Origin of the sequence: Pigmentiphaga sp. NML080357 (assembly GCF_002188465.1) — a bacterium.
Classification (GTDB): domain Bacteria; phylum Pseudomonadota; class Gammaproteobacteria; order Burkholderiales; family Burkholderiaceae_B; genus Pigmentiphaga.
Genome location: NZ_NINW01000050.1, coordinates 19,886 through 36,330, shown reverse-complemented (window position 1 = coordinate 36,330; position 16,445 = coordinate 19,886). Strand labels below are relative to the sequence as shown.

Here is a 16,445-nt window from a genome sequence, read left to right as displayed (position 1 = left end):
GCCCTCTCGGAGGGAGCGCGCAAGCGCGTAAGGGGGGTCCTTTTATTGGAATCCGACCATGAGCCAAGACCTCAAGACCATCATCGAACAAGCCTGGGAAGACCGCGCCTCGCTGTCGCCCGCCGCCGCCCCCGCCGGCGTGCGCGAAGCCGTGGACCACGTATTGAACGCCCTTGACAAGGGCGAACTGCGCGTGGCCGAGAAGCAGAACGGCGACTGGACCGTCCACCAATGGATCAAGAAGGCGGTGCTGCTGTCCTTCCGCCTCGAGGACAACGTCGTCATGGGCACCGGCCCCGGCAGCGCACTGCAGTTCTACGACAAGGTACCCAGCAAGTTCGCGGGCTACAGCGCCGAGGACTTCAAGCAAGGCGGATTTCGCGTAGTGCCGCCGGCGGTCGCCCGCCGCGGTTCCTTCATCGCCCGCAACGCGGTGCTGATGCCCTCCTACGTCAACATCGGCGCTTACGTCGACGAAGGCACCATGGTCGACACCTGGGCCACCGTGGGTTCGTGCGCGCAGATCGGCAAGAACGTCCACCTGTCGGGCGGCGTGGGCATCGGCGGCGTGCTGGAACCGCTGCAGGCCAATCCCACCATCATCGAGGACAACTGCTTCATCGGCGCCCGCTCCGAAGTCGTCGAAGGCGTGATCGTGGAAGAGAACTCGGTGCTGTCCATGGGCGTGTTCATCGGCCAGAGCACCAAGATCTACAACCGCGAGACCGGCGAGATCCTCTACGGCCGCGTGCCGTCCGGCTCGGTGGTCGTGCCGGGCAGCCTGCCGTCGGCCGACGGCAAGTACAGCCTGTACTGCGCCGTCATCGTCAAACGCGTCGACGCGCAGACCCGCGCCAAGACCAGCATCAACGACCTGCTGCGCGCCTGACCGCCGCCGCCTCCCCATCGCGCCCATCATGACCGCCACCGTCCTTTCCCTGGTCGAAGAACTGATCCGCCGCCCCTCGGTCACCCCCGAAGACGAAGGCTGCCAGGCCCTCCTGGCCGAGCGGTTGACCGCGCTCGGTTTCGCATGCGAAACCGTCGCAGGCGGCGGGGTGGTCAACCTGTGGGCGCGCCGCGGCACGCAAGGGCCGCTGGTGGTCTTTGCCGGGCATACCGATGTCGTCCCGCCCGGTCCGCGGGAACACTGGAACACCGACCCCTTCGTGCCCACCCGGCTGGACGGCAAGCTATATGGCCGCGGCGCGGCCGACATGAAGAGTTCCATCGCGGCCTTCCTGGTGGCGACGGAGGAATTCGTCGCGCACAACCCCGACCATCACGGCTCCATCGGCTTCCTGATCACGTCCGACGAGGAAGGGCCGGCCACCGATGGCACGGTCAAGGTCTGCGAGCTGCTCGCGGCGCGCGGCGAAGCGCCGGACTATTGCATCGTCGGCGAACCGACCTCGTCGGCCCAGCTCGGCGACACCATCAAGAACGGCCGGCGCGGCTCGCTGTCCGGCCGTCTCGTCGTCAAGGGCGTGCAGGGCCACGTGGCCTATCCCGAGAAGGCACGCAACCCCATCCACCAGGCGGCACCGGCGCTGGCAGAGCTGGCCGCCACCGAATGGGATCGCGGCAACGAGTACTTTCCGCCCACGACGTTCCAGATCTCCAATTTCCATAGCGGCACCGGCGCCACCAACGTCGTGCCGGGCGAAGCGGTGGTCGACTTCAATTTCCGCTTCTCCACCGCCAGCACCGAAGAAGGGCTGAAAGCCCGGGTGCACGACATTCTCGACCGCCACGGCCTCGAGTATGCGCTGGCCTGGTCGCTTTCCGGCTTGCCCTTCCTGACGCCGCGCGGCACGCTGTGCAGCGCGCTGACGGAGGCGATCGCCGCGGAAGTCGGCATCGAGGCCGAGCTGTCGACCACCGGCGGCACCTCCGACGGCCGCTTCATCGCCCGGATCTGTCCGCAGGTCGTGGAATTCGGCCCGGTCAACGCCACCATCCACAAGGTCAACGAGCACATCGCGGTGGACAGCCTGGAACCGCTCAAGAACATCTATCGGCGGACGCTCGAAGCACTATTGAGATGAAAGTCCCCCCCTACGCGCTGACGCGCGCCCCCCAGGGGGCGGCACTGGCGGACCGGCGGAGCCGGATCCGCGGTGCCCTGGTCATGCGCCGTGGAGAACTGAAATGAAACCCCATCCCCTGAACGCGTTGCGCGCGCTCTTGAGGGGGCGGCGCTGGCGAACCGGCCGAGCCGGATCCGCGGCGCTCTGAATCTGGATACCGATATGCCGGCCGCCGATTTCCATTCCTTGCGCACGGTGCGCGACCTGATCCGCTACGCGGTCAGCCGTTTCAATGCCGCCGGCATCGCGCTGGGCCACGGCACGCTCGACGTCTACGACGAAGCCGTCTATCTGGTCCTGCATACGCTGCACCTGCCCATCGACCGGCTCGAACCCTTCGTCGACGCCGCCGTGCTCGATGACGAACGCGCCGCCGTGCTCGCCATCATCGACCGACGCATCGACGAGCGCCTGCCCGCGCCTTATCTGACCAACGAAGCCTGGCTGCGCGGCCGCCGCTTCTACGTGGACGAGCGGGTCATCGTGCCGCGCTCCTACATCGCCGAGCTCCTGGACGATGGCCTGGCCCCGTGGATCGACGATCCGTACGCCGTGGAGTGGGCGCTGGACATGTGCACGGGATCGGGCTGCCTGGCCATCGCCGCGGCGGAGACCTTCCCGCACGCCCAGGTCGACGCGGTGGACATTTCGCAGGATGCGCTGGACGTGGCCCGCATCAACGTGGACGACTACGGCCTGCAGGACCGCGTCGCATTGCACCAGTCCAACCTGTTCGAGAAGCTGCCCCCGGCGCAGTACGACCTCATCCTGTGCAACCCTCCCTACGTCAACACCGCGTCCATGGATGCGCTGCCGGCGGAATACCGGCACGAGCCCAGCCTGGCGCTGGCGGGCGGCGCGGACGGCATGGACCTCATCCGGCCGCTGCTGGCGCAAGCTGCCGATTTCCTGCAGCCCGACGGCATCCTGGTGCTGGAGCTGGGTCACGAGAAAAGCTATTTCGAGCAGGCCTTTCCCCATCTCGATCCGGTATGGCTGAGCACCTCCGGTGGCGACGACAAGGTGCTGCTGCTCAGGCAGGATCAGTTGGTCTGAGGCATTCCTTCAAGTGATACGAGCATCAGGCATTACTCTGCGGCGCGGCACCAAGGTGCTGCTGGACGGCGCCGACTTCGTTGTCCACCCGGGCGAACGCGTCGGCATCGTGGGACCCAACGGCGCGGGCAAGTCCACGCTGTTCGCGCTCCTGAACGGCCAACTGGACCCGGACGCGGGCGACCTGGACATTCCGGCGAGCTGGCGCATTGCCTCGATCGCCCAGGAAATCCACGACACCGATCGCGAGGCGCTGGAATTCGTCATCGACGGCGACACCCGCCTGCGCCGCCTGCAGGCCGAACGCGCGGCCGTGGATGCCGACCGCGATGGATTGCGGCTGGCCGAGCTGGAAGCGGAACTGGCCGACGCGGACGCGTTCTCGGCGCAGTCCCGGGCCGAACAGTTGCTGGTCGGCCTGGGCTTCGCCCAACAGGAGTTCCGCCGGCCCGTGGCCAGCTTCTCGGGCGGCTGGCGCATGCGCCTGAACCTGGCGCGTGCCCTGATGGCGCCTTCGGACCTCCTGTTGCTTGACGAACCCACCAACCACCTGGACCTGGACGCCATGCTGTGGCTGGAACGGTGGCTGGCGGCCTATCCAGGCACGGTGCTGGTGATTTCGCACGACACCGAATTCCTCGACGCGGTAGCCCGCACCATCCTGCATTTCGACCAGGCCAAGCTGGTTCGCTACAAGGGCGGCTACGAGGATTTCCTGACACAGCGCGCCGAGCGGCTGCGCCAGAACCAGATCGCCTACGAGAAGCAGCAGCGCGAGGCGGCGCACCTGCAGAGCTTCATCGACCGCTTCAAGGCCAAGGCCACCAAGGCCAAGCAGGCCCAGAGCCGGGTCAAGGCGCTGGCGCGGATGCAGGTGCTCGCGCCGGTACGCGCCGCCTCGGGCATCGACATCCGCATCCCCTCCCCCGACCACATGCCCGACCCGCTGCTGTCGCTGGACGGCGTGCGCGCGGGCTATCCCGAGGCGCCCATCCTGGACGGCGTCAAGCTCTCGGTGCGGGCCGGCGCGCGCATCGGCATCCTGGGCGCGAATGGCGCGGGCAAGAGTACCCTGGTCAAGACCCTGGCGGGCGAACTCTTGCCGCTGGCGGGCGAGCGCAAGGCGGCTCGCGGCCTGGAAGTAGGGTATTTCGCCCAGCACCAGCTCGACATGCTCGACACCGAGGCCACGCCCTTGGTGCACCTGGCGCGGCTCGCGCCCGAGGCGCGCGAACAGGACCTGCGCAACTATCTGGGCGGCTTCGGTTTCTCGGGCGATTTCGCGCTCGCCAAGGTGGGCCCCATGTCTGGCGGCGAAAAGGCCCGGCTCGCCCTCGCGCTGGTGGTCTGGAAAAAACCCAACCTGTTGCTGCTGGACGAACCCAGCAACCACCTGGATGTTGATACCCGGGAAGCGTTGACCGAAGCGCTGGCCGAGTTCGAAGGCACCATGCTGCTGGTTTCGCACGATCGCCACCTGCTGCGTACCACCGTGGACAGCTTCTGGATCGTGGCCGACGGCGGCGTGCGGGAGTTCGACGGCGACCTGGAAGACTACCGCGACTGGCTCAACAACCGCCGCGCGGGCGATGCGGCGGCACCCGCTTCCGGCGACGCTCAGTCGCCCGCGGACGCGGTCGACCGCAAGACTCAGCGCCGCCTCGAGGCCGAGAACCGGCAGCGCCTGTCGGCGCTACGCAAACCGCTCGAGACCCGGCTCAAAAAACTCGAAGAGCAGATGCAGAAACTCGAGTCCCGCAAACGCGAGCTCGACGCCCTCATCGCAGGCCCCGACCTCTACGAGGAATCCCGCAAGGAAGAATGCCGCCGTGTCCTTGCCGAACATGGCGACCTGCTGAAACGCCTGGGTGAAATCGAAGAGGAATGGCTGGGCGTGCAAGAGGAGCTGGAGGCGATCGACCAAGGATTGCCGGCGCCGGCCGAGCGCTAGAAGGCGCGCCGCCAAGCCGCCGCTGCCGCCCGCTGCCTGGACCTTGCGGTTCAGGCCGGCTGGCCGGCGCCCGCCCGCGCTTCCACCGCCTCCAGCAGCTGGGCTGCCACCGATACCGCAATGATTCCCGGCAGCTTGCCGGTCAGCTGCGGCAACCCGACCGGGCACGTCAATCGCGCAATCAGCGCGTCGTCCATGCCGCGTGCGCGCAGCCTGCGTTCAAAAGTCGTCCGCTTGGTGGCCGAGCCGATCAGACCGCAATAGACGCCGCCGCCTCGCTCGAGCACCGCGCGCACGATGTCGAAGTCCAGCGCATGGCTATGAGTCATGATCAGGTGCAGGGCGCCCGGCGGCGCGCAGGCGGCCTCGGACGGCGGATCGTCGGTTTGCACGGGTTCCACCTGCGGCGGCAACGGGTGGGGAAAGACGTCTTCGCGCGTGTCGATCCAGCGGATCAGGAACGGCAGGGGCAACATCACGTGCACCAGCGCCCGCGCGACGTGACCCGCGCCATAGAGCCAGAGCTGGTGCGGCCGGGGCTCCATCGCCGCCAGCATGGGCAGCGCGGCGGCCGGATCGCGCAACAGGGAAAAACCGAGTTCCACGCTGCCGCCGCAGCATTGGCCCAGGCTCGGGCCGAGGGCGAAACGCCGCGTGTGCGCCGGCGCGTCTGCGTCCTCCTCGGCAGGCTGCCGCAGCAGCTTGCGCGCGTACCGGATGGCCTCGTACTCCAGATGTCCGCCGCCTATGGTGCCGGCAAACCCGTGTTCGCCGACCAGCAGCGCCGCGTCGGTGCCGCGCGGCACGCTGCCGCGCACATCGAGTATCCGCACCAGGCACAAGGGACGCCCGCCGGCGGCGCGCGCGAAATCGACCAGCCCGTCGGGCAGCAGCGCGGCGCCTGTCATCGCTCTACCGCCCGCAGCACGGCCTCGGGCGTGGCGGGGGCCGACAGCGGGACCGGCCCCGCAAGGCCCCGGTCCCGCCGGGCCGCGGCCACCGCCTCGCGTATCGCGAAGAACGCCGCGTAGGCCAGCATGAAGGGCGGCTCGCCCACGGCCTTGGAACCGTAGACGTTGTCCTCGCGGTTGGGCTCGGGCCAGAGCTGGACGTGGAATTCGGCCGGTACGTCGCCCGCGGTGGGTATCTTGTAGGTCGACGGCGCGTGCGTGGCCAGCCGGCCCTCGCGCGTCCAGACCAGTTCCTCGGACGTCAGCCAGCCCACGCCTTGCACGAAGCCGCCTTCGATCTGCCCCAGGTCGATGGCCGGATTGATGGAGCGTCCCACGTCGTGCAGGATGTCCACGCGCAAGAGCCGCGTCTCGCCGGTGAGGGTGTCGACCGCGACCTCGACCGCTGCAGCGCCATAGGCGAAGTAGTAGAACGGCCGCCCGCGCATGGTGGCCTGGTCGTAGTGGATCTTGGGCGTGGCGTAGTAGCCGTCCGACCACAGCGAGACGCGTGCGGCGTAGGCCGCCTTGGCAACGTCGGCGAATTCGAGCTCGGCGCCGGGCACCCGGACCTTGCCGTGGCGTATCGACACCTGCTCCGTATCGATGCCGCGCGCACGGGCCACGTAGGCGCGCAGGCGGTCGCGCACTTCCCGCGCCGCGAACTCGGCCGCGCGCCCGTTCAGGTCGGTACCGCTCGACGCGGCGGTGGCCGAAGCGTTGGGCACCTTGCCGGTATCGGTGGCGGTAATGCGCACGCGCTCCAGCGGCACGCCAAGCGTGTCGGCCACGACCTGGCACACCTTGGTGTGCAGCCCCTGGCCCATCTCCGTGCCGCCATGGTTCACCGTGACCGAACCATCGGTGTAGACGTTCACCAGCGCCCCCGCCTGGTTGAACATGGTGGCGGTGAAGGAAATGCCGAACTTTACCGGCGTGAGCGCAAGCCCGCGCTTGACCACCGGACTGCCCGCGTTCCATCGCTCGATGGCCGCGCGGCGGGCCGCATAGCCGCAATCGGCTTCCAGCCGGCCGATCAGCGGCGGAAGGATGTTGTCCGTCACTTGCATGCCGTAAGGCGTACGGTCGCGCGGCGCCTCGCCGTACAGGTTGACGCGGCGCACGGCCAGCGGATCGAGGCCGAGGTGGCGGGCGATGTCGTCCATGACGGCTTCGATCATGCCGACGCCCTGCGGTCCGCCGAAGCCCCGGAATGCGGTATGGGACTGCGTGTTCGTCTTGCAGCGATAGCTGTGGATCGCGGCGGCCGGCAGATAATAGGCATTGTCGGCGTGGAAGATGGCGCGGTCGGCGATCGGTCCCGAGAGGTCGGCGGAAAAGCCGCAGGCCGCCGCCTGCAGGAGATCGAGCGCGAGTATCCGGCCTTCGTCGTCGAAGCCGACCTTCCAGCGGCCGATGAAGGGATGGCGCTTGCCGGTGATGAGGAAATCGTCGTCGCGGTCGAGGCGCATCTTGCACGGCGCGCCGCTGATCCTCGCTGCCACCGCGGCCCATACCGCGATGTGTCCGGCCTGGGTCTCCTTGCCCCCGAAACCGCCTCCCATGCGCCGGCACTCGATCTGCACCGAATGCGCGGGCACGCCGAGCGCATCGGCCACCCAATGCTGCACTTCGCCCGGATGCTGGGTGGAGGACAGCACCTTCATCGTGCCGTCCTCGCCGGGCATGGCCAGCGCGATCTGGCCTTCCAGGTAGAACTGCTCCTGCCCGCCCACGGCGAGTTCGCCTTCGAGCCGGTGCGGCGCGGCCGCCAGCGCGCCGTCGACGTCGCCTTCGACAAGGTGCACCGGCGGCAGTACCCACGACTGCGCCGCCAGCGCCTCGTCTATGGTCAGGATGGCGGGCCGGGCCTCGATGTCGAGCTTGACCGCGCGCGCGGCGACGCGCGCGGCCTTGGCGCCGCTGGCGATCACCAGCGCCACCGGCTGGCCCAGGTACTCCACCACGTCGCTGGGCAGGACCGGTTCGTCGTGCTTGGGTCCGAGCACGTTGCCCGCGGGCAGATCCGCGGCGGTCACGATGCGATGCACGCCGGGCACCGCGAGGGCGGCGGAGGCATCGACGCCCCGGAGACGCCCATGCGCGACGTTCGACAGCACCGGCGCGACGAACAGCGTTCCGCGCGGCTCCGGATAATCGTCCACGTAGAGGGCCTGGCCGGTGACGTGCAGGTGCGCCGCCTCGTGGGGCGCCGACGTGCCGCAGGCCAAGGGTTCGGCCTCGATGTTCAGGATGCCGGGATGATCGGGCGCGTTCATGGCTGCACCTCCATCGGCGCCAGTTCGCCGAGCCGTGGCGCCTGCCCCGCGCCGGCCACGCTCAGGCAGGAGCGCAGCACGAGGTTGGCGGCCGCCCGGCGCCGGTACGCCGCGCTGGCGCGATGATCGTCGAGCGGATCGAACTCATCGTGCATGGCTTGCCAGGCCGCCCGCATGGCCGGACTGTCGCGCAGGCCCGGCTGGTCGACCGCGAGCCCCAGCAGGGCCTGCTCGGTGCGCGGTGCGCGGCTGGACACCGCCGCCATGCCTCCGACGCCGATGCCGGCGGCGACGATGCGGCCGCCTTCGACCCGCAGCGCCGTGGCGAGAGCCACTGCGCTGATGTCCTGTTCGGGGCGCTTGGAGACTTTCCACGCATGGACGGCGACATCGGGCTCCGGAAGCGGCACTCGTACCGCGCGGACGAACTCGCCCGGCTGCAGATCGTTCTTCTGGTAGCCGAGATAGAAATCGGTGACTGGCAGCACGCGTTCGGCGCCTTGCCGATGCAGCACCACCGAACCGCCCAGCGCGATCAGCAGCGGCGCCGTGTCGCCGATGGGCGAGCCGTTGGCCACGTTGCCCGCCAGGGTCGCGCTGTTGCGCACCGGCACCGAGGCAAAGCGGTCGAAGTACTCGGCACAGGCGGGAAAATGCGGCGCGAGGGCGCGCCAGGCATCGGCGACCGTGACGGCGGCGCCGATTTCCAGGCAGGTGGTCGGCCTGCCCCAGCGTTCCGACGCCACCGGATCGCGGTCCACCCTGCCGATGGCGGCCAGTTCGCGCACCCCGCCTATCCACAGCACGTCGCCTAGCGCGCGGTGCTGCTTGGTGACCCAGAGGCCGACGTCGGTGGCGCCGGCGACGATGCGGCTGTCCGGACAAGCGGCGCGAAGCGCGGCCAACTGCGCGAGGGTACGCGGCGCGAGAAAGCGGCCACGCGCGTGGCCGGCGAAACCTTCCGCCGCCTCGGCAGGCATCCAGGCTCGGCCATCGGCCGCCACCTGCTCCAGCCGAGCCCGCAGTTCGGCGGCGGGCTCGCCCCGCCAGGCCTGCCCCCGCATGGCCTGCGCCGCGTCCAGGATCGGCCGGTAGCCGGTGCAGCGGCAAAGGTTGCCCGACAGCGCCTGTACCGCCTCCGCGCGGGTCACCGGCCCCTGCTCCGCCAGCCGCTTGTTTTCATACAGCGCGTAAAGGGACATCACGATACCGGGCGTGCAGAAACCGCACTGCGAGCCATGGTGGTCCACCATGGCCTGCTGCACCGGATGCAGGGCGCCCGCCGTCCCGATGTCTCCGGCGGTGGCGAGCAGTTTGCCGTCGAGCGTGGCCACTGGCTGGATACAGGCGTTGACGGCGCGCGTCCGGGGCCGGCCGCCTTCGTCCAGTTCCGTCACAGCCACCGTGCAGGCACCGCAATCGCCCTCCGCGCAGCCTTCCTTGACGGCGTGGCAGCCCGCTTCTTCCCGGAGCCATTCGAGCACGGTAAGGGCGGGCGGCACCCTGTCCAGGTCGATGCGCCGCGAACCATGCCAGAAGCGGATGGGACGGGTCTGCACCTCGGGAGGCCGAACAGGAATGGAAAGATCGGAAGGCATGTCGTTCTACCAGGAGTTCCCCCTCCGTCGCCGGGGGTCTATACCGCAAACATACGCGCCTTGGCGGCGGTTATCATCTGCCTATTCGCATGATGATCATTCGCTTTCCGGGATGATCTGGAGGAAACGCCGCCATGTCCCACGCCCCCTCCCCTGCCGCCCAGGCCAGCGCCGAGCTGTCGCAGCTCAACATGACGGACATCCAGGCTTTCGTCACGCTGCTCGATACGCTGAACGTTTCGCGCGCCGCGATACGGCTGGGCATGGGCCAGCCTCAGCTGTCGACGCGGCTGGCGCGCCTGCGCCGCCTGACCGGCGACCTGCTGTTCGTGCGCGGCCCCGGCGGCGTGGTGCCGACCGCGACCGCGCAGTCGCTGGAAGCGCCGGCGCGCGAACTGCTGGCCCAGGCCGAGCACTTTCTCGCGCCGCCGGCCGAGTTCGATCCCCGCAGGGCCCACGGGACCCTGCATCTGGCGGCCCCCGATTACCTCGATCCCATGCTGTTGCCGCGCCTGGCCGGCCGCTTGCGCGCGGCGGCGCCCTCGCTCGCGCTCAGCGTGCATCCCCTGACAGACGACCTGGACTACGCGCAGAAGCTCGCCGACGGGAGGCTGGACCTCGTAATCGCCAACTGGCCCGATCCGCCCTCGCAATTGCACCGGCTACCGCTGATGAATGACGAACTGGTGGTGATGATGGGCAGCCATCATCCGCTGGCCCAGCGCAGCCTGACCATGCAGGCCTATCTGCAGGCGCGACACGCGGCGCCTACCGCCATGCGTCCCGGCCTGCGCAGCACGGTCGACACGATGCTCGCCCGCCTTGGACATACCCGGCAGATCGCGCTCGAGTGCCCGGTGTTCAGCCTGATCCCCTATGTCCTCACGCAGACGGATCTCCTGCTGACCACGGGCAAGCGTTTTACCGACTTCTTCGAAAGCTCGCTCCCCGTGCGCGTGACGCCCTTGCCGCTGCCCTTGCCGCCGCTGCAGTACTACCTGCTGTGGCATCCGCGCACCCGGCGCGACGGCCCCATCAAGTGGCTGCGCGAGCAGATCGCCGCCTGCGTGCGCCCTAGCTCCCCCTATAGGTGCTCCAGCTCCACGGGCTGACCAGCAGCGGGACGTGATAATGCTGCCGGGGATCGGCGATGCCGAAGTCGAGCACGACCCGGTCCACGAAGCGCGGCTCGGGCACGGACACGCCCTTGCCGGCGAAATAGTCGCCCGCCTCGAACGCCAGGCGATAGGTGGCGGCGGCGAAGTCGTCGCCTTCGAGCAGCGGGCCGTCGACGCGGCCGTCGTCATTGGTCTCCACCTGCCGCAACAGGACGGTCTGGCCGTCGTCCAGGCGGAACAGCTCGATCCGCAGGCCGGCGGCCGGGCAGCCATTGGCGGTATCAAGAACGTGAGTCGTCAGCTTTCCCATGGAAGTCCTTTCATCGCTGTACGGACAGGCGGTGCCTGCGTGCGCCGGTTCGGCGAGAGCACAAAAGTGTATATAGTTTCGCTAGCGGCCACATCCCGACGCGCAGCAGCTCCTGCGCGCGACGTGTGAAAATGCCCGTGCCGGCGTGACACGCCGGGCCTCTCCCTCTTACCCGTTGCGAGCGCCATGACTGCATATCCCCGCGACATGACCGGCTACGGCCGCAGCCTTCCCGACGCCCGCTGGCCCAGCCGCGCCCGCGTCGCCGTGCAATTCGTCCTGAACTACGAGGAAGGCGCGGAAAACCACGTGCTGCACGGCGACCCGGCGTCCGAGCAGTTCCTGTCGGAGATCGTCGGCGCGGCCGCCTATCCGGCGCGGCACATGAGCATGGACTCCATCTACGAGTACGGATCGCGCGTGGGCGTATGGCGCATCCTGAACGAATTCGAGCGCCGGCGCCTGCCGCTCACGGTATTCGGCTGCGCCATGGCGCTCGAACGCAACCTCGAGGCCACCTCTGCCTTCCTCGAACATGGGCACGAGATCGCCTGCCACGGCTGGCGCTGGATCCATTACCAGAACGTGGACGAAGCCACCGAGCGCGAGCACATGCACCGCGGCACCGAGATCCTGCGCAGGCTGACCGACGGCGCGTGGCCGCTGGGCTGGTACACCGGCCGCGACAGCCCCAACACGCGGCGCCTGCTGGTCGAACAGGGCGACTATCTGTACGACAGCGATTACTATGGCGACGACCTTCCCTTCTGGACCGAAGTCGAGACCTCCTCCGGCGAACGCAAGCCCCACCTGGTCGTTCCGTACACCCTGGACGCCAACGACATGCGCTTTGCCACGCCCCAGGGCTTCAACACCGCCGATCATTTCTACCACTACCTGCGCGACACCTTCGACGTGCTCTACGCCGAAGGCGCCGACAAGCCGCGCATGATGTCCATCGGCATGCACTGCCGCCTGCTCGGCCGCCCGGGCCGCTTTCCGGCGCTGCAACGCTTTCTCGACCATATCGAAAAGCACCAGGACATCTGGGTGTGCCGCCGCGTCGACATCGCGCGGCACTGGAAACAAGAACATCCCTACGTGCCGGCCACCGGTTCCGCCTCCTGACCATCGCCATGACCGCCTCGCTCACGCTCGACGTCCTCAATGCCGCGGATCCCGCCCGCTTCGTCCAGTTCCTGGACGGGCTCTACGAACACAGCCCCTGGGTCATGGAACGGGTCGCGGCCAAGCGGCCGTTCGCTTCAGTGGCCGCGCTCAAGTACGCGCTGGCGCAGACCGTGCGCGCGGCCAGCCGCGAAGAACAGCTGGCGCTGATCCGCGCCCATCCGGAACTGGCCGGACGGGCCGCCGTGGCGGGCCAGCTCACCGAGGACTCCGCCGGGGAACAGGCGCGCGCCGGACTGACCCAATGCTCGCCCGAGGAATTCGAGCTGCTGCACCAGCTCAATGCGGCCTACAACAGCCGTTTCGGTTTCCCGTTCATCATCGCGGTGCGCGGCCCCACGGGCGCCGGACTGAGTCGCTACGACATCATTGCCGCGATGGAGCGCAGGCTGCGCAACGCGCCCGACCTGGAGTTCGCCGAAGCGCTGCGACAGATCGACCGCATTGCCGAGATCCGGCTGGCGGACCGCCTGTCGCTCACGCGTCCCTACGGCGACACCGTGATGGCATGGGCCGAATCCCTGGCCGCGCACTCCGATTCGCCGGACCATCTGACCTGCACCTACCTGACGCCCGCCCACCGCGCGGTGGCGGCGCGCATCCAGGCCTGGATGATGGAAGCGGGCTTCGATACCGTCTATCAGGACGCGGCGGGCAACGTCGTGGGCCGCTACCGCGCCGCGCCGGCGATCGTCTCGCCCCCGCTGGTCGCAACCGGCAGCCACTACGACACGGTACGCAACGGCGGCAAGTACGATGGCCGCCTGGGCGTGCTGCTGCCCATCGCGGTGGTGGCCGACCTCAAGCGGCGCAACCGCCGCCTGCCCTTCGACCTGGACGTCGTGGCCTTCGCGGAAGAAGAAGGCGTGCGCTACGGTAGCACCTTCCTCGGCTCGTCGGCCTACATCGGCCGCTTCGACGCCAGTGTGCTCGATACGCTCGACGCCGCCGACATCAGCATGCGCGAGGCCATGCAGCTGGCGGGCCTGGATCCCGAGCAGCTCGGCAAGGCGGCGGCCGAGGCCGCGCGGCTGCGGCACTACTTCGAGATCCACATCGAGCAAGGACCGGTGCTGCTCGAGCGCAACCTCCCGGTCGGCGTGGTCACTTCCATCGCGGGCAGCGTGCGGCGCATGCTGACCCTGGGCGGGGTGGCGAGCCACTCCGGCACCACGCCCATGGACATGCGGCGCGACGCCGCCTGCGCCGCCGCGGAGATCGTGCTGGCGGTCGAACGGCGCTGCGCGCAGGTTCCGTCGCTGGTCGGCACGGTCGGCATCCTGAACGTGCCCCATGGATCGATCAACGTCATCCCGGGCGCCTGCACCCTGTCGCTCGACATCCGCGCGGCCGACAACGCCGTGCGCGACGCCGCGCTGGCCGACATCGAACGCGAGATCACCGCCATCTGCGCCCGCCGCGGCATTTCCGTGACGACCGAAGAACTGATGCGCGCCGCCGCGGCGCCCTGCTCGCGCGAGCAGATGGCCATGTGGTCGCGCGCCATCGCGGACCGCGGACTGCCCGCCTTCGAGCTGCCGTCGGGAGCCGGCCACGACGCCATGAAACTGGCCGAGGCCACGTCCATCACCATGCTGTTCACCCGCTGCGGCAACGGCGGCATCAGCCACAATCCGCTCGAGACCATGACAGCCGACGACGCCCAGCTCGCGGGCGAGCTGACGGTGGACTTCCTCGAGCAGCTGGCGGCCTCGCTCGCCGCGAAATGAGCAGCGGCGCGGCGCCTACGGACTGACCTGCCGCGCCAGCACCGGCGCGCCGTCCACGAACACCATCAACTCTCCGGCCTCGAAACAGCGCCAGGTTTCGTTGGCCGTCAGCGGTTCGGTCACGATGACGGCGACACGGTCGTCGGGCGTGGTGACTTGCGCGAAATCGACGCTGACTTCGTCGTCGGACAGGCTGGCGGTCGCGAACGGATGCTGCCGAACGAGGTAGTGCAGGCGCGTCGAGCAATGCGCATACAGGGCCGTGCCATCGGACAGCATGTAATTGAAGGTGCCGTGCTCGGCGATCGACGCGGTCAGTTCGCCCAGCGCGTCGGCCAGCGCCTCGGGGCCGGGGTGGGTGGCGAAGCGCCCGGCCAGGGCTTGCAGCATCCAGCAGAACGCGCGTTCGCTGTCGGTATCGCCCACCGGCCGGTAGGGTCCGGCGAGCCGGGGATGGTAGTCGGCCAGGTCGCCGTTATGGGCGAATACCCAGTAGCGCCCCCACAGCTCCCGCACGAAGGGATGGCAGTTCTCCAGGGCCACCCGTCCGACCGTCGCCTTGCGGATATGGGCGATCACGTTCCCGGACTTGATCGGATAGCGCCGGATCAGGTCCGCCACCGGGGACACCAGCGCAGGCTCGTGGTCGACGAAGTGGCGCACGCCTGCCCCTTCGAAGAAGGCGATGCCCCAGCCGTCGACGTGCTCGCCGGTACGCCCGGCGCGCGTGGCGAAGCCCGTGAAGCTGAAGACGATGTCGGTCGGCGTATTGCAGTTCATGCCGAGCAGTTGGCACATGGGAGACCCTTCGCGGTGCGCGGAAGCGGGAATGCAGGCGTCGAAAGCACGCTTGCGGGCACGGATCCTGCTTTTTAACAAATTGCAATACCGGTTCGCACCAACTCGGGGAGGCGATGCACCACTGCGGGTTTACCTCGCATTGTTGGCGCGCGAAACCGGGATGTATTCTCCCCACAAAACCGAGGACGGCACAACCGTCCGCCACTCACCTCGAGGAAAACCCAGCATGAAGACAATGCTTCGCACTTCGGGTCGCCGCACCGTGCTCGCGGGGATGGCGCTGGTCCTGGCCAGCGCGTGGGCCACGGGCGCCCAGGCCCAGAATACCAAGATCCGCTTCCAGCTAGACTGGCGTTTCGAAGGGCCGAGCGCGATCTTCCTGGTGGCCGCCAAGAAGGGTTACTTCAAGGACGAAAAGCTCGATGTCACCATCGACGCCGGCAGCGGCTCGGGCGCCGCCGTCAATCGCGTGGCCTCGGGTTCGTACGAAATGGGATTCGCCGACCTCGCCGCGCTGATGGAATTCCAAGGCAACAACCCCGGCGCGCCGAACCAGCCCACCGGCGTCATGATGGTCTACAACAACACGCCGGCGGCCGTCTTCTCGCTCAAGAAGAGCGGCATCAAGGCGCCCAAGGACCTCGAGGGCAAGAAGATCGGCGCCCCCTCCTTCGACGGCGGCCGCCGCTCGTTCCCGATCTTCGCCCAGGCCAACAAGATCGACGATTCCAAGGTGACCTGGGTCAGCATGGACCCCGCGCTGCGCGAGACCATGCTCGCCCGCGGCGACATCGACGCCATCACCGGCTTCTACTTCACCTCGCTGCTGAATCTGAACGCGCGCGGCATCAAGGACCAGGACATCGCGATCATGTCCTACCCCGAATACGGGGTGAAGCTCTACGGCAACGCCATCATCGCCGACCGCAATTTCGCCAAGAACCACCCGGAGGCGGTCAAGGGCTTCCTGCGCGCCGTCACCAAGGCGACGCGCGACGTCCTGGCCGACCCCGCGGGTTCGATCGCCACCGTCAAGGAACGCGACGGCATCATCGACACCGCGCTGGAACTCAAGCGCCTGCGCCTGGCGATCCAGACCGCCATCGACACGCCCGACGCGCGGGCGGACGGCTTCGGCGACATCAATCCCTCGCGCATGGCGCTGATGGCCGCGCAGGTGACGCGCACCTACGGCACCAAGACCTCGGTGGATCCGGCCGCGGCGTTCGATCGCTCGTTCCTGCCGGAAAAATCCCTGACCTCGTCCGTACTGCGCGGCAAGTAACGAGAACGAACCCCCGGTGGCCGCCCGTCCCGGGGGTGCACGGAACCGCGCGCCGCTCCGGCGGCGCGTCCCCCGACTTTCCGCATCGC

13 protein-coding genes are annotated in these 16,445 nt (G+C 68.6%); 8 read left to right on the top strand and 5 right to left on the bottom strand.

Features of this window, described 5'->3' with window-relative positions:
• Window positions 1-58: 58 nt before the first annotated feature.
• From dapD to CDO44_RS25880, 4 genes are all read left to right on the top strand, one after another.
• Window positions 59-889, top strand: coding sequence for a 2,3,4,5-tetrahydropyridine-2,6-dicarboxylate N-succinyltransferase (gene dapD, locus CDO44_RS25895; RefSeq protein WP_087783164.1), 831 nt, complete (start codon window positions 59-61; stop codon window positions 887-889).
• A gap of 28 nt (window positions 890-917) precedes the next feature.
• Window positions 918-2,048 (top strand): succinyl-diaminopimelate desuccinylase, encoded by a 1,131-nt coding sequence (gene dapE, locus CDO44_RS25890; RefSeq protein ID WP_087783163.1) that lies wholly within the window; start codon window positions 918-920, stop codon window positions 2,046-2,048.
• Between the two features lie 204 nt (window positions 2,049-2,252).
• A complete protein-coding gene (gene prmB, locus CDO44_RS25885; RefSeq protein ID WP_087783162.1) occupies window positions 2,253-3,146 on the top strand; it encodes a 50S ribosomal protein L3 N(5)-glutamine methyltransferase in 894 nt (297 codons plus the stop codon).
• 13 nt (window positions 3,147-3,159) lie between these two features.
• Window positions 3,160-5,097, top strand: coding sequence for an ABC-F family ATP-binding cassette domain-containing protein (locus CDO44_RS25880; protein ID WP_087783161.1), 1,938 nt, complete (start codon window positions 3,160-3,162; stop codon window positions 5,095-5,097).
• A 50-nt stretch (window positions 5,098-5,147) separates the two neighbouring features.
• On the opposite strand, the gene xdhC is transcribed toward CDO44_RS25880, so the two are convergent.
• The 3 genes from xdhC to xdhA are packed head-to-tail and all read right to left on the bottom strand — an operon-like array spanning window position 5,148 to window position 9,924.
• Entirely contained in the window at window positions 5,148-6,005 is an 858-nt protein-coding gene (xdhC, locus tag CDO44_RS25875) for a xanthine dehydrogenase accessory protein XdhC (RefSeq protein WP_087783160.1), read from the bottom strand.
• On the bottom strand, window positions 6,002-8,326 hold the full coding sequence (gene xdhB / locus CDO44_RS25870; protein WP_087783159.1) for a xanthine dehydrogenase molybdopterin binding subunit: 2,325 nt from the start codon (window positions 8,324-8,326) through the stop codon (window positions 6,002-6,004). The genes xdhC and xdhB overlap by 4 nt, the downstream gene beginning before the upstream one ends.
• A complete protein-coding gene (xdhA, locus tag CDO44_RS25865; protein ID WP_087783158.1) occupies window positions 8,323-9,924 on the bottom strand; it encodes a xanthine dehydrogenase small subunit in 1,602 nt (533 codons plus the stop codon). Before xdhA ends, xdhB begins: the two co-directional genes overlap by 4 nt.
• A gap of 134 nt (window positions 9,925-10,058) precedes the next feature.
• Between xdhA and CDO44_RS25860 the strand changes: the two genes are divergently transcribed.
• On the top strand, window positions 10,059-11,036 hold the full coding sequence (locus CDO44_RS25860; protein WP_087783157.1) for a LysR family transcriptional regulator: 978 nt from the start codon (window positions 10,059-10,061) through the stop codon (window positions 11,034-11,036).
• On the opposite strand, the gene uraH is transcribed toward CDO44_RS25860, so the two are convergent.
• Window positions 10,999-11,352 carry a hydroxyisourate hydrolase gene (gene uraH, locus CDO44_RS25855; RefSeq protein WP_087783156.1) on the bottom strand — a complete coding sequence of 118 codons (354 nt, stop codon included), beginning with the start codon at window positions 11,350-11,352 and terminating at the stop codon, window positions 10,999-11,001. The two genes, CDO44_RS25860 and uraH, sit on opposite strands and share 38 nt — an antisense overlap.
• A 186-nt stretch (window positions 11,353-11,538) precedes the next feature.
• On the opposite strand from uraH, the gene puuE reads away from it, so the two are divergent.
• Complete coding sequence (gene puuE, locus CDO44_RS25850) at window positions 11,539-12,480, top strand: allantoinase PuuE (protein WP_087783155.1); 942 nt, start codon at window positions 11,539-11,541, stop codon at window positions 12,478-12,480.
• Window positions 12,481-12,488: 8 nt separating this feature from the next.
• Window positions 12,489-14,270 (top strand): 2-oxo-4-hydroxy-4-carboxy-5-ureidoimidazoline decarboxylase, encoded by a 1,782-nt coding sequence (gene uraD / locus CDO44_RS25845; protein ID WP_087783154.1) that lies wholly within the window; start codon window positions 12,489-12,491, stop codon window positions 14,268-14,270.
• A 15-nt stretch (window positions 14,271-14,285) separates the two neighbouring features.
• Here uraD and CDO44_RS25840 read toward each other — a convergent pair whose 3' ends face one another.
• The gene (locus tag CDO44_RS25840) at window positions 14,286-15,068 is read right to left on the bottom strand and encodes a class II glutamine amidotransferase (RefSeq protein ID WP_087783153.1); all 783 of its coding nucleotides are present in this window, start codon (window positions 15,066-15,068) and stop codon (window positions 14,286-14,288) included.
• A gap of 229 nt (window positions 15,069-15,297) precedes the next feature.
• Here CDO44_RS25840 and CDO44_RS25835 point away from each other — a divergent pair, with 229 nt between their 5' ends.
• The gene (locus tag CDO44_RS25835; protein ID WP_369824715.1) at window positions 15,298-16,356 is read left to right on the top strand and encodes an ABC transporter substrate-binding protein; all 1,059 of its coding nucleotides are present in this window, start codon (window positions 15,298-15,300) and stop codon (window positions 16,354-16,356) included.
• Window positions 16,357-16,445: the final 89 nt, after the last annotated feature.